Source organism: Vagococcus fluvialis bH819 (genome assembly GCF_900163795.1).
GTDB lineage: Bacteria > Bacillota > Bacilli > Lactobacillales > Vagococcaceae > Vagococcus > Vagococcus fluvialis_A.
On sequence record NZ_FWFD01000015.1, the window covers coordinates 368,341 to 382,080 of the forward strand.

A 13,740-nucleotide genomic window follows, 5' to 3' on the forward strand; every position below is an offset into this window, starting at 1 on the left:
CAGTAGTTGAAAGAATGATTGTTTTCATATATTATTTAATATTGATAGAGAACGAGGTGATGGAATGAAAAATTTAATAAAATTAGTATCAAATCGAGCAATTATTATAGGATTGTTAATTTTACTGCAACTAGGATTACTTTTTGCGATTATATTTAGGTTTCAAGAATACTTTGTTTATTTTTATACGACATATATCATAGTATCGGCAGCTGTTATCATCAAAATAGTCAATAGTCGAACAAACCCAGCATATAAAATAGCTTGGATCATTCCAATTATGCTGATACCTATTTTTGGGACAGTTATTTATTTAGTTTTTGGTCGGATCCGTTTTACTAAAGAAGATAAACGAAAAATGTCTCAAATTCATGAAAAAGAAATGGCGTTAATGCAAGAAACAGTTAAACAAATCCAGATTGAAGATGGTAACCAAGACGCAGTTATTCAATCAAGCTATTTAACGCATTATGGTGAAGGGGCTTTGTTTAAAAATACAACAAGCCAATATTTTCCTGTAGGTGAAACGGCTTTTAAGGCCATGCTTCAAGAATTAGAAAAGGCAGAAAAATATATTTTTATGGAATATTTTATTGTCGAGGAAGGGAAAATGTGGGACGCTATACTAGAAGTTTTAGTTAGAAAGGTAAATGAAGGCTTGGATGTACGTGTTATTTATGATGATTTTGGCTGCCTTTATACACTTCCGCATCATTACTATCGAAAATTAGAAAATTATGGAATAAAAAGTTGTGTTTTCAATCCGTTTGTTCCCGTCTTATCTTCTATTTTTAATAATCGTAACCATAGAAAAATTACGGTAATTGATGGAAAAGTTGCATTTACAGGAGGGATTAACTTAGCTGATGAGTACATCAATGAAGTAGATCGTTTCGGTCATTGGAAAGATAACTCGATTATGGTTAAAGGTGAAGCAGCATGGGGATTTACGCTACTTTTCTTATCTTTATGGGAATTCATCTACAATGATGATGATCAACTAAGTGATTTTTACCCAGAATATAAAGAAGAGTTACCAAAATCAGAAGGATACTATCAACCCTATGTGGATTCTCCTTTTGATAATGAGACAGTCGGGATGAATGTCTATCTAAATTTAATTAATCGAGCCAAAAAATCGGTCTATATTACGACACCCTATTTAATTATTGATAATCTTTTAATGGAAGCATTATGTACATCTGCTAAAAGTGGTGTTGATATTCGTATTATAGTGCCTCATCAACCGGATAAATGGTATGTGCATGCTGTAACTAAATCTAACTATTCTCAATTAATAGAAGCAGGTGTAAAAATTTATGAATATACACCAGGATTTATTCATTCTAAAACTTTTGTTGTGGATGAGATTTATGCAACAGTTGGAACAGTTAATTTAGATTATCGAAGTTTATTTTTACATTTTGAATGTGGAATTTGGATGTACAAAACGTCTTCTGTAACAGAAGTCTATGATGATCATATGCAGACGGAAGCTTCTAGCCAATTGATTACACTTGAAGAAGCTAATGATATTAGTTGGCCAACACGCATGGTTAGAGCGCTCTTAGCTGTTTTTTCTCCATTGTTATAAAATGATCAAAAAAATATAAAAATGAGGGTGACTTTTGGGGTCTCCCTCTTCTTTTGATATAAAATATACTTAAAAATAATTATTTTATGATATGATACGTGGTAATGATAAGTAAGAAAAGAGTGAAGGTATGGTAAATATTTATTTGGATCATGCAGCAACAACACCAATGCATGAAGAAGTAATTAAAGAAATGACAAGAATTATGACAACTGTTTATGGGAATCCGTCTAGTATTCATCACTTTGGACGGCAAGCAGATTTTGAATTAGAAAACGCGAGAGAAGAAATAGCTAAAGCGATTAACGCTCAACCTACTGAAATTATTTTTAATAGTGGTGGAACAGAAGGTGATAATACAGCGCTCATTCAGACTGCTTTAGATAAAAAAGAATTTGGAAAACATATTATTTCGACTAATGTGGAACATAGTGCAGTTACTCACTCATTAGAATATTTAGAATCACTAGGATTTGAAGTGACTTATCTACCTGTTGATGAGACGGGTGCTATTTCAGTAGAACAAATTAAAGAATCCTTAAGAGAAGATACTATTCTCGTCTCTGTGATGTATGGAAATAATGAGGTAGGTACAATGCAACCTATTAAAGAAATTGGCGACTTATTAGAAGGTCATCAAGCTTTATTTCATACTGATGCAGTTCAAGCCTTTGGAACAGAAACGATTGATGTCAAAGAATTAAAAGTGGACTATTTAAGTGTTTCGGGGCATAAAATTAATGGGCCTAAAGGGGTAGGATTACTTTACATAAAAAAAGGTGCTCTAGTCCCAGTAATGCTTCATGGTGGCGAGCAAGAAGAGAAGAAACGTGCTGGAACAGAAAATTTAGCCGGGATTGTTGGATTAGCAAAAGCGATAACTATCCTGACTGACGAGCAAAAGATGGTAAATAGAGAAAAATATCAAATGTTCAAATCAATCATTATAGATAAATTAGTCGATAGTAATGTCGCGTTTGAAATAAATGGTGATGAAAATAATTACCTAGCACATATTTTGAATATCTGGATTAAAGGAATTCCAAGTAATATCTTACTTTCAAAACTTGATTTATTAGGCTTTGCCATTTCAACGGGTTCAGCATGTAGTGCTGGCAATGTTGCTCCGTCACCAATTATTAAAGTAATGAAAAAAGATTATCCAGAAGCAGCTGTTGAATCCATACGAATTAGTTTTGGACTTGGTTTAAATGAGGATGATATCAAGTTGTTTGCCGAAAAATTAATAACAAGTATTAAAAGTTTTATCTAAATTGGCATAGCTTTTTAAAAGCGGATTGTTTATAATTGAGTATAAGAATACGTTTTAGGAGGAATTATATGTCTTTTTTAGATAAAGCAACTGTCGAAGGTGGCACAACATATTATAAAATCAAAGATACAGCTAGAGCTTATGCATTTAAGGATTATGGATTCAAAGAATCAGCTTCGGGAAATTTTCAACTGGTTCGCCCATTAGATACAAATCCTCAAAATAAGCAAAGTCCTAAACTCAAAATTACTGTAGCAAAAGATTTAAAAACGTTAAAAATGTCAATTACTACAGCGAATGGTTTGAAAAGTTTAAATATTTTTAAAGGTGATTCTCATGAAGAGAAACAAGCTCAATTTAAATATATCATGGCTGACATGATGCACTATGGCTGTCTAGAAGAAGCCTGAAAATGAAGAAAGAACAAAACTGATTTTCAGTTCTGTTCTTTCTTTTTTTATTTTATATATCTTTTTGCTAAAATTAGCATCATAATACCTAAAAAAATAAAATACAGTGGCATTATTATCAGAGATCCATTATGGAGATGACTCATGCCAAAAGTTATTAAACTAACGAGTAAATAATAACCTAGGCTAAAGATGGCTCCCGCTGAACCAACAACGTCTTTAAAATCAACAAGTGCTAAACTTAAACAATTAGGTAAGGCAGTTCCTGTTCCAAGTAAAGTAATAAAAATACTTAGTAAAATGAGGCCAAATTGTCCCCATTTTGGAAAGACACTGCTGTAAGTTGCTAAAAGTAAGCAACTTGACCCAATAAGCATAATCTTGATTCCAAGCAGAATGATCGATTCTGCTTTTTTTATTTTCAAAAGTTTCTTTGAAAGTAATGCACCAACAATGGATGCCCCAGCAATCACGATGCCTAAAAAACCATATAAAGAAGCTGATAAACCAAATTTTTCGATGAAAATAAAAGGTGCTTCTGCGTAATAGCTGAATAAAACCCCATTGATTACTCCAATTAAAAAGCCGTAAGTTAATACTTTAGGATTTTTAATTAGTCTGACAAAAATAGGCCATAAAGCAACTTTTTGTCTGGTTGAAACATCAAAAGTTTCTGGTAAACCGACAAAGGTATAGGCTAATAGAATCAAACTCATTAGAACCAAAGTTAGAAATACCATTCTAAAACCAAAATAGTTTCCTACAAAACCACCAATTAATGGCCCAATAGCAGGAGTAAAGGCAAGGGCAGCAGAAATTTGAGCGAACAGTTCGTGACGTTTGTTACCAGTAAAAGCTTCTCGTAAAATAGTTTGGGTTGTCACAGATCCCGTACTTGCTCCAAATGCTTGAATAAAGCGAGCAAGCAGTAAAAAGTTGATAGATGTTGAAGTGTAGCAAAGAATACTTCCAATTCCATATAAAACAATGCCGTAAATCATTGCAGGTCTGCGTCCTATGATATCTGATAGATAGCCCCAAAAAAATACGCCAAAAGCAAAAGCCAAAAAGTAAATACTTAGCGTTAGCTGTGCTGTATTCATTGATACCTGAAAGCTTTGAGCAATCTCAGGTAATGAAGGGGTAAAAATAGTTTCACTAATTTGTGGGAATCCCACTAAGCAGATTAATAATAATAATGTTGGTTGTTTTTTTATTGATGTTTTTTCCAATTTGAATTCCTCCGAATTTTTAAATTATGCGAAAAAAACATCTTTTGAAGGGAAATGGAGGTACCATGATCTTGATTTGTTCTAAGGTAGACATGGTTTTCACCCTTTCTTAATTATTCTAGTGAAGAATAACATAATTAATAGATACTGTAAAGTAAAAATACTTTAAAGGAAATAATAAGAAATAGATGATTTTTTCTTAAAAAATGTATATAATGAAAACACTGAAAAATTACGACCTTCAAATCGTATTAGATTTCAGAATCTAAGAAATGATGGTGATTGAATGAAAGATAACAGCGAAATTCGTGTTGTTGTTGGAATGAGCGGTGGGGTTGATTCATCTGTAACAGCCTTATTGTTAAAAGAACAAGGGTATGACGTGGTCGGTGTCTTTATGAAAAATTGGGACGACACTGATGATAATGGCGTTTGTACTGCAACAGAAGATTATAAGGACGTTGCTAAAGTAGCAAACCAAATTGGCGTTCCTTATTATTCTGTAAACTTTGAAAAAGAATATTGGGATCGTGTATTTGAATATTTCTTGGCGGAATATCGCTTAGGAAGAACGCCCAATCCAGACGTCATGTGTAATAAAGAAATTAAATTTAAAGCTTTTTTAGACTATGCGATGAAACTTGGTGCAGACTATGTTGCAACGGGTCATTATGCTCAAGTGACGAGAGATGAAGATGGCACAACGCATATGTTAAGAGGAGTTGATAATAATAAAGATCAAACATATTTTCTAAGCCAATTGTCACAAGAACAATTAGCTAAAACCATGTTTCCTCTTGGTCATATGGAGAAAAAAGAAGTTCGTGAGATTGCTGAACGTGCTAATTTAGCCACTGCTAAGAAAAAAGATTCGACTGGTGTTTGTTTTATCGGTGAGAAAAACTTTAAAGAATTTTTAGGTCGTTTCTTACCAGCCCAACCAGGTAAGATGGTGACCCTTGATGGTCAAGTTAAAGGAGATCATGCTGGTTTGATGTATTATACAATCGGCCAACGTCAAGGATTAGGTATTGGCGGGGGACAAGGTGAGTCAAGTGAACCCTGGTTTGTAGTTGGAAAAGAATTAGAAACGAATACTTTATTGGTTGGACAAGGATTCCATCATGAGCATTTGTATGCCACAAAATTAACTGCTAGCGAAGTTCATTTCACGGTGGATACCCCTCTTGAAAAAGAATTTTCATGTACGGCTAAATTCCGCTATCGTCAACAAGATACAGGTGTTAAAGTTATCTTAAATGATGATCAAACAAAGGCTACTGTTATTTTTGACGAACCAGTTAGAGCCATCACACCAGGACAAGCCGTTGTATTCTATGACGGTGATGAGTGTTTAGGTGGCGGTTTGATTGATGCTGCTTTTAACGAAGAAATCCAAAGACAGTATGTTTAAAAAATTATAGTTTTTAGTTGACAGTTATTTAAAAATGATTTATAGTCGTATGTGTTAAACAATTAAATAGATTTGTTAGGTGAGGCTCCTATACAAACACAGGCTACTGCCCAAAAACGTCGAGAGACACCAATGGGTATAACAGGGATTATCGAGATAAGGTTTTTCTTAACGTAGCTAAAGCTAATGCTTTTACGTTGTATAGTGCTAAAACTCAACGATTGGATCTTAAGAATGCTTATTTAGTGATGAATTCAAACCTCTCGTCGAGTTTTTGGCGAGAGGTTTTTTGTATGCATAGCAGATTAGATAAAAGGAGATGGAAACAAATGGACGACAGTAGTCAGAGTGAAAGTCAAAGGGGTTTGTGTCATAAGAATTATGTTTTAGAAGATTTCTATTATTGTTTATTTGTTTCTAGAAAATAAGTAATGCGCTTCTTTATCGTACTTCTTTCATAAACCCAATGAAGTTAGGAGGAAATCACATGTCAGAAGTAATGATTTTTTTACTGTTCATGAGTGTTGGATTGTCTCTTTGGGTGATATTTTATGGAAAGAAGGTAAGTATGAAAATGGAAAAAAAAGAAAAAGTGGTTCAAAAAAACGAGATTAATTATACTGTTTTCTCACAAGAAACGGCAGAAAGTGTTTTAAATAAGTTTAAAAGTAATTTAAAGGGACTTTCGACACAGGAGGCAGAAGAGTTAAGAGAGCTTCACGGGGAGAACGTAATTTCTCATGGTAAGAAAACACCACTCATTGTGGAAGTATTAAAAGCCTACTTTACACCATTTACTATTGTATTAATTACATTAGCAATTATTTCATTCTTTACTGATTATGTGATTGCACCTGTGGAAGATCGTGATTTAACAGGGGTTATTATCATTTCGGCGATGGTCTTTTTAAGTGGAACGATGACTTTAATTCAATCAGTCAGATCAAGTAAAGCTGCTGAAAAATTAGGTAATTTAGTAAAAGTGACAGCTACTGTATTGCGTAATGGAAAAGAAGTCGAGTTGTCAATTGAAGAATTAGTTTGTGGTGATATTGTTAAATTAGCTGCGGGCGATATGATACCGGCTGATATTCGTTTAAGCCAAACGAAAGATCTATTTATTTCACAAGCTGCGATGACAGGTGAAAGTTATCCGGTAGAGAAAAAAGCAACGTACGAAATGCTGGAACACAGTAGTGAAACGGATCTAGAAAATATTGCTTACATGGGAAGTAACGTGGTGAGTGGTAGTGCAACAGGAATTATCATTGCTGTTGGAAACAAGACATTGTTTGGTCAGATTGCAAAAGACGTGACAGAGTCTAAAACATTAACAAATTTTGATATTGGAATTAATAAAACATCATGGTTATTAATTCGCTTTATGCTTGTCATGGCGCCAACGGTGTTTTTAATTAATGGTTTAACTAAAGGTGATTGGTTAGAAGCTTTCCTATTTGGTTTATCAGTAGCGGTTGGTTTAACACCTGAAATGTTACCAATGATTGTGACAACAAACCTTGTTAAAGGCGCTTCTACGATGGCTAAAAAGGGAACAATCATTAAAAATCTAAATTCAATTCAAAATTTTGGAGCAATTGATATTTTATGTACAGATAAAACAGGCACACTAACACAAGATAAAATTATTTTAGAGTATCACTTAGATGTTGACGGTAAAGAAGATGCTCGTGTTTTACGTCATGCTTTCTTTAATAGTTACTATCAAACAGGCTTACGTAATTTAATGGATAAAGCAATTATTGATTCTGCAAATGAGGAATTAGACATTGACGTGGCTAACTACAATAAAATTGATGAAATCCCTTTTGATTTCCAACGCCGTCGTATGAGTGTGGTGATTGAAGATAATCATGGCAAAACTCAAATGATTACAAAAGGTGCCGTTGAAGAGATGCTTGAAATATCAAGCTATGTCGATTACAAAGGCAAAGTTATTGCATTAACAGAAGAAATTAAACGTACGATTTTAAAAACAGTAGATGAGTTGAATGAAGATGGCTTACGTGTCATTGCTGTGGCACAAAAAACAAATCCAAGTGTTGTAGGAGAATTCTCTATTAAAGATGAAAGTGACATGGTATTAATTGGTTATTTAGCTTTCTTGGATCCACCAAAAGAAACAACAAAAGATGCGTTAGAAGCTTTAAAAAAACATGGTGTAGCAGTTAAAGTACTAACGGGAGATAATGCACTTGTAACTAAGTCCGTTTGTAAACAGGTCGGTTTAGAAAATGAAGTGTTAATTACAGGTAGTGAGTTATCTAAGATGAGTGACAGTGAATTAACTGTTATTGCTGAGAAACATAATATCTTTGTTAAATTATCACCAGCTCAAAAAACACGCTTAGTTCGTATCTTAAGAGAAGCCGGTCATACGGTAGGATTTATGGGAGATGGTATCAATGATGCCCCAGCAATGAAAGAAGCAGATGTAGGGATTTCAGTTGATACAGCTGTCGATATCGCTAAGGAATCTGCAGATGTTATCTTGCTTGATAAAGACTTAATGATTTTAGAACGTGGTATTTTATCAGGACGAACTATTTTTGGAAACATCATGAAATATGTGAAGATGACAGCTAGTTCTAACTTTGGAAATATGTTCTCAGTTGTTGTCGCAAGTATTTTCTTACCCTTCTTACCAATGTTGCCATTACAATTATTATTCTTAAATTTAATTTATGATATTTCTTGTATGTCAATTCCTTGGGACAATATGGACAAAGAGTACTTAGAAGAACCTAAAAAATGGGATTCATCAAGTATCGGTTCATTCATGAAGTGGTTAGGACCAACAAGTTCAATTTTCGATATTACAACATATGCTTTAATGTACTTTGTGATTTGTCCAGCGGTTGTTGGCGGATCATATCACACATTAACAGCAGAGCAACAAGTGTTATTTATCGCTGTGTTCCATGCTGGTTGGTTTGTTGAATCACTATGGTCTCAAACTTTAGTTATTCACACATTAAGAACACCCAAAGTACCATTTTTACAAAGTAACGCGTCATTTATTTTAACAACTGTCACAACAATCGGAATTGCGATTGGCTCAATCTTACCATTTACAGCATTTGGTGAAAGATTAGATCTAGCACCACTGCCATCAAATTACTGGGGTTGGTTAGCGATCACGGTTATTGCTTATCTACTATTAGTTATGTTTGTTAAAAAAATCTACGTGAAACGTTTTGGAGAATTATTATAGAAATGAAGATTAGAGGTGAACACGATTGTGTTGCCTCTTTTTTTATGAAAACTCTTGCTAATGACGTAACGTAATAAGGTATTATAAGTATATGGAGGTGAATACTATGTCAAAATACACAACTGGTGAAATAGCTAAATTTTGTGATGTATCAGTTCGGACAGTTCAATTTTACGACACAAAAAAAATACTAACTCCAACTGAACTTACTCAGAGTGGACGGCGACTTTATTCAGATGAAGACGTAAAAAAACTTCAATTTATATGTCTTTTGAAATCGCTAGGTTTAAATTTAGCAAGTATCAAAGATATTTTGTCTAGTGGATATGCAACGAGTACTCTATTGTTAATTTTCGATGAACAGTCTAAACAATTAGAAGTCGAAGTTAAAGAAAAGCAAGTTCAAATAGAAGCAATGTCAACCATCAGAACGATACTAGAAAATTGTGAAACTATTCCAACAGAAATACTAACAGACATAGAACATATTATGAAAGATACAAAAAAATTAAAAAAAGTTCATTATGTAATGATAGTCACAGCCGTTGTTTGTGGTTTAATTCAATACTCAACCTTTATTTTTGGGATAACCAAAGGAGTATGGCAGCCGTTCCTTTTCGGGATGAGTCTAGTCATAACTTTGACTATATGGTTCACTTGGTATTATCGTAAAAATATTAATTACATTTGTCCTAAGTGTCATAATATTTTCTACCCATCATTTAGTCAGTTTGTTTTTGCTAAACATACATTTAAAACTAGAAAATTGAAATGTTGTAATTGTTCTCATATATCATATTGTGTTGAAACAACAGCTGAAATAACAAAAGTTGATAATTAATTTTATAAAATAAAAAACCTCTGTTAAAAATCATTTCAAATGAATTCTAACAGAGTTTTTTAGATGAATGAATCATGTGTTGTCTCTCAAATTAATCGGATATTTATTGCCAAATTTTTTCATTTCTAGTAATAGGGTTTCAAGTTCTTTTCCTTTATCTGTTAAACTATAACTGGTTTTTGGTGGCATATTTTGAATAATTGTTTTTTTGATCATTCCATCTTCAATCAGTTCCTTTAAATCTTTACTTAATGTATGTGGTGTGATGCCACTTAATAAACGTGTCATTTCATTAAAACCTCTATCACTTTGCAATAAGTGATACAAAATAAGTATTTTCCATTTCCCACCGATAATAGCGAGAGTGTTAGCTGTATCGCAATTACATTCCACCATTTGTTCGTATGTTTTTCTCATTTGAATTCTCTCCTTAACTAGGTATCTTTTTAAACAGTATTGTTTATATTTTACCCTAGATTTATAATAAATCAAATGATTAAGGAGGAATTAAAAATGAATGAAACGATTTCTTTACTAAAAAACCATGCAACGGTGAGAGAGTATGATTCTAATTATCAAATAACTAACGAGGAAATGGATAATATTTTGTCAGCTGCCAAACAAGCACCTTCTTGGCAAAATGGGCAAGCGTATAGTATCACTATCTTTACTGGCGATGAAAAAAATAAATTAGCTAAGTTAATTGAGACAGATCCAAATCAAGGAAGTAATTTTGAGATTATTAATCAGTCTAATATTTTTTTAATGTTTAATATTAATCTTAGCTTGTATGGAATAGAGGCTGATTTTGCTGGAGAAATAGAACCTTTGTTAATTGGAGCAGTAGATACTTCTTTAGCTCTTGAGAATGCTTTAATTGCGGCTGAAAGTTTAGGTTTGGGAACGTGTGTTGTTGGCGGTATAAGGAGACTTTCAGAAGAAATTATAACAACTCATAAGTATCCAAAATACTCATTTCCTTTGGTAGGACTTGCTTTAGGAAAACCAACGAAAGAAAAATTTGTAAAGCCAAGATTATCAGATGTAAATATTTTTTATGCAGGAGAATCAATGGAAACCGAAGACACGGCTCAAATTGAGCGTTATGGGAAAATTTTATATGATTTTTCACAAAAGGTTGGCTATAATTCTTCTGAGTGGCAAACTAGATTTGTAGATTATTATAATGAAAAACAATTTCCAAAAGGCACGAAGGAAGCATTGAAGAAACAAGGTTTAATTTAAAAACTAAGGATTTCTTCTCATCTAATTACTTAAAACTAATTCAATATACCTCCTGTAACTTATGTTATAATAAATTAATGTTTAAGGAGGTTTTATTATGTATCAAGTAATAGTGACCTATAGTGAAAATGAGCCTTGGTGGTTTTTTGATGAATGGCAAGAAGACATTCAAACAGAAGAAGCATTTGACTGTTTTTGTTCAGCTAAAAAACGTTTCGACCAGTTGGCAACAGAGTACCAATCAGAGTTTGAATTAGATAAAATAAAACCACCATTACTTGCGGCATTTTGGAATGATGGTGATCTTATCTACTGTGAGGATTGTGATGAGGAACTCCAAGCATATAAAGGGTTGTTGCTAGTGAAGGATTATCAAAAATTAGATGATGGAGACTTAGAAAATAATGAAGCAATTAATAATAGCGGAAAAACCAAGTGTTGCACGCGACATAGCTAAAGTATTGGGAGCAACACAAAAAAGTAAGAATTATATTGAGGGTAAAGATGTCATCGTGACTTGGGCATTAGGACACTTACTGGGCTTAAAAATGCCAGAGGATTATAATAAGGATTGGGCTAATTGGGAAATGAATACATTACCGATGATTCCTAAAAAATCTGGAATTAAGCCACTACCAAAAACAAGACCACAACTTAAAGCAATTAGTCATTTAGCAAATCGTAATGATGTGTCAGAAGCTGTTATTGCGACTGATGCAGGACGTGAGGGAGAGCTTGTTGCTAGATGGATTTTAGAATATGTGAAATTTAAGAAACCTGTGAAACGCTTATGGATTTCTTCTCAAACTGATAAAGCGATTAAAGATGGTTTTAGAAAATTACAACCAAGTAAAGCGTATGATGATTTATATTACTCAGCAATAGCTCGCGCAGAAGCTGACTGGTTAGTGGGATTAAATGTGACTCGTGCATTAACAGTGAAATACAAAGACAGCTTATCAGCAGGGCGTGTTCAGACACCCACACTTGCGATGGTTAGAAAGCAAGAAGAAAAAATCGAGAAATTTAGACCAGAAAGTTATTTTACTTTAGATTTAAAATACCAACATTTGTTAGGTAGATTACAGTTAACTAATCCAAGACAATACAAAGAACGTGCTACTTTGGAAGCTGTAACAAAAACAATTGAAAAATCACCAATTAAAATTGTTGATATTAAGGATAAGAAAAAAACAGAAACGGCACCACTTCCTTATGATTTAACAGAAATACAAAGAGAAGCTAATCAACGATATCAATATTCGGCTAAAAAAACATTAGGTATTATTCAAAGATTGTATGAAGTTCATAAAATTGTGACGTATCCAAGAACGGATTCTAAATATTTAACAACCGATATGAAAGATACTATGAAAGATAGATTGCATGCTGTTACAATACTGGATAGTGCTCGCGTGAAGTCAATTATTAAAACGGGTGGTATTGTTAAGCAAAAAAATGTTTTCCAAAATGGTAAGGTAACAGATCATCATGGTTTAATCCCAACTGAACAGACCCCTCGTTTGGAAAAATTAGACAATGAAGAGATGAAAATCTATCGTTTAATCGTTGAGCGTTTTTTAGGGTTGTTTGAAGAACCTTTTATTTCTTCTAACCAAACAATTACAGCCAAATCAGGTGAATTTAGTTTTATCTTTAGACAACAAAAAATTGAGTCCTATGGTTGGAAAAAAGAAAAAGAAGAAACAAAAGAACAACTTACATTTAAAGTAGGACAAGGAATTCCTTTTAATTTTGTGATTAATAAAGAATTAACGACACCACCTGCTCCACTTAATGAAGGTACATTACTTGGACAAATGGAGAAACATAACTTAGGTACACCTGCGACAAGAGCTGAAATTATCGAAAAATTGATTAGTTCTGATTTGATGGAACGGAATAATGGGAAATTAAGCGTTTCGCCAAAGGGTAAACAGTTATTAACTTTAGTCAATCCATCTCTTGTAACACCTGAATTAACAGCAAAATGGGAAATTTCTCTTGAAAAAATAGCGCAAGGAAAATTAAATAATCGTGTCTTTATTAAAGAAATTGAACAAGAAACGGCTCGTCTAGTTAAAGAGATTAAGACAAGTGAAGATAAGTATGTGGATCATTCATTAACGGCTAAAGATTGCCCTGATTGTGGTTCTAAGTTAAAAGAAAAAAACACTCGGGATGGAAAAATTTATGTTTGTAGTAGTGAATCGTGTTCTTACAAACGAAGAAAAGATCCAAAAGTTTCTAATAAACGCTGTCCACAATGTAAAAAGAAAATGGAAATTTTAGAAAATAAAAATGGTTCTTACTTCAAATGTAAGACCTGTAATTTATCTGAAAAAATGGATAAAAAAGGCGGTAAAGGCAAAAAAATGACAAAACACGAAGAACGCCGTTTGGTGAAAAAATATGCTGCTGATGAAGAAGAGCAAGAAAGTCCACTGGCTTTAGCTTTAAAAGCTGCCATGAAAGATCAATAAAAAAATAGGGAGC

Annotated in this window: 11 protein-coding genes and 1 riboswitch; of the genes, 9 read left to right on the forward strand and 2 right to left on the reverse strand. The window is 33.2% G+C overall.

Going from position 1 to position 13,740, the window contains the following annotated elements:
* The first annotated feature begins 64 nt into the window (after positions 1-64).
* The 3 genes from cls (at position 65) to FM121_RS11330 (ending at position 3,277) form a co-directional block, all read left to right on the forward strand.
* Positions 65-1,594 carry a cardiolipin synthase gene (gene cls / locus FM121_RS11320; protein ID WP_086952271.1) on the forward strand — a complete coding sequence of 510 codons (1,530 nt, stop codon included), beginning with the start codon at positions 65-67 and terminating at the stop codon, positions 1,592-1,594.
* Between the two features lie 130 nt (positions 1,595-1,724).
* The gene (locus FM121_RS11325) at positions 1,725-2,867 is read left to right on the forward strand and encodes a cysteine desulfurase family protein (protein WP_086952272.1); all 1,143 of its coding nucleotides are present in this window, start codon (positions 1,725-1,727) and stop codon (positions 2,865-2,867) included.
* A 68-nt stretch (positions 2,868-2,935) separates the two neighbouring features.
* Positions 2,936-3,277 (forward strand): cysteine desulfurase, encoded by a 342-nt coding sequence (locus FM121_RS11330; RefSeq protein ID WP_086952273.1) that lies wholly within the window; start codon positions 2,936-2,938, stop codon positions 3,275-3,277.
* A 47-nt stretch (positions 3,278-3,324) separates the two neighbouring features.
* Here the strand turns inward: FM121_RS11330 and FM121_RS11335 are convergent, their stop codons facing one another.
* Entirely contained in the window at positions 3,325-4,509 is a 1,185-nt protein-coding gene (locus tag FM121_RS11335) for a multidrug effflux MFS transporter (protein ID WP_086952274.1), read from the reverse strand.
* A gap of 286 nt (positions 4,510-4,795) precedes the next feature.
* On the opposite strand from FM121_RS11335, the gene mnmA reads away from it, so the two are divergent.
* The 3 genes from mnmA to FM121_RS11350 all read left to right on the forward strand — a co-directional run bounded on the left by mnmA (position 4,796) and on the right by FM121_RS11350 (position 9,999).
* Positions 4,796-5,923 carry a tRNA 2-thiouridine(34) synthase MnmA gene (mnmA, locus tag FM121_RS11340; RefSeq protein ID WP_086952275.1) on the forward strand — a complete coding sequence of 376 codons (1,128 nt, stop codon included), beginning with the start codon at positions 4,796-4,798 and terminating at the stop codon, positions 5,921-5,923.
* Positions 5,924-5,987: 64 nt separating this feature from the next.
* Positions 5,988-6,156: riboswitch (M-box (ykoK) riboswitch) on the forward strand.
* Positions 6,157-6,497: 341 nt separating this feature from the next.
* Positions 6,498-9,158: a magnesium-translocating P-type ATPase gene (gene mgtA, locus FM121_RS11345; RefSeq protein ID WP_086952535.1), complete on the forward strand. Its 2,661-nt coding sequence runs from the start codon at positions 6,498-6,500 to the stop codon at positions 9,156-9,158.
* A gap of 106 nt (positions 9,159-9,264) precedes the next feature.
* Positions 9,265-9,999, forward strand: a complete 735-nt coding sequence (locus FM121_RS11350) for a MerR family transcriptional regulator (protein WP_179203861.1) — start codon at positions 9,265-9,267, stop codon at positions 9,997-9,999.
* Positions 10,000-10,071: 72 nt separating this feature from the next.
* Here the strand turns inward: FM121_RS11350 and FM121_RS11355 are convergent, their stop codons facing one another.
* Positions 10,072-10,416 (reverse strand): winged helix-turn-helix transcriptional regulator, encoded by a 345-nt coding sequence (locus FM121_RS11355; RefSeq protein WP_086952277.1) that lies wholly within the window; start codon positions 10,414-10,416, stop codon positions 10,072-10,074.
* 96 nt (positions 10,417-10,512) lie between these two features.
* On the opposite strand from FM121_RS11355, the gene FM121_RS11360 reads away from it, so the two are divergent.
* The 3 genes from FM121_RS11360 (at position 10,513) to FM121_RS11370 (ending at position 13,727) form a co-directional block, all read left to right on the forward strand.
* Positions 10,513-11,244 carry a nitroreductase family protein gene (locus FM121_RS11360; RefSeq protein WP_179203862.1) on the forward strand — a complete coding sequence of 244 codons (732 nt, stop codon included), beginning with the start codon at positions 10,513-10,515 and terminating at the stop codon, positions 11,242-11,244.
* A gap of 97 nt (positions 11,245-11,341) precedes the next feature.
* Positions 11,342-11,701 (forward strand): DUF1033 family protein, encoded by a 360-nt coding sequence (locus FM121_RS11365; protein ID WP_086952279.1) that lies wholly within the window; start codon positions 11,342-11,344, stop codon positions 11,699-11,701.
* Complete coding sequence (locus FM121_RS11370; RefSeq protein ID WP_086952280.1) at positions 11,649-13,727, forward strand: DNA topoisomerase 3; 2,079 nt, start codon at positions 11,649-11,651, stop codon at positions 13,725-13,727. The genes FM121_RS11365 and FM121_RS11370 overlap by 53 nt, the downstream gene beginning before the upstream one ends.
* The last annotated feature ends 13 nt before the right edge of the window (positions 13,728-13,740 follow it).

Coding starts and splice junctions, on each gene's coding strand:
- FM121_RS11325 (WP_086952272.1), top strand. CDS start 1,725: ATGGTAAATATTTATTTGGATCATGCAGCAACAACACCAATGCATGAA.
- FM121_RS11355 (WP_086952277.1), bottom strand. CDS start 10,416: ATGAGAAAAACATACGAACAAATGGTGGAATGTAATTGCGATACAGCT.
- FM121_RS11370 (WP_086952280.1), top strand. CDS start 11,649: ATGAAGCAATTAATAATAGCGGAAAAACCAAGTGTTGCACGCGACATA.
- FM121_RS11365 (WP_086952279.1), top strand. CDS start 11,342: ATGTATCAAGTAATAGTGACCTATAGTGAAAATGAGCCTTGGTGGTTT.
- cls (WP_086952271.1), top strand. CDS start 65: ATGAAAAATTTAATAAAATTAGTATCAAATCGAGCAATTATTATAGGA.
- mnmA (WP_086952275.1), top strand. CDS start 4,796: ATGAAAGATAACAGCGAAATTCGTGTTGTTGTTGGAATGAGCGGTGGG.
- FM121_RS11330 (WP_086952273.1), top strand. CDS start 2,936: ATGTCTTTTTTAGATAAAGCAACTGTCGAAGGTGGCACAACATATTAT.
- FM121_RS11350 (WP_179203861.1), top strand. CDS start 9,265: ATGTCAAAATACACAACTGGTGAAATAGCTAAATTTTGTGATGTATCA.
- mgtA (WP_086952535.1), top strand. CDS start 6,498: ATGGAAAAAAAAGAAAAAGTGGTTCAAAAAAACGAGATTAATTATACT.
- FM121_RS11360 (WP_179203862.1), top strand. CDS start 10,513: ATGAATGAAACGATTTCTTTACTAAAAAACCATGCAACGGTGAGAGAG.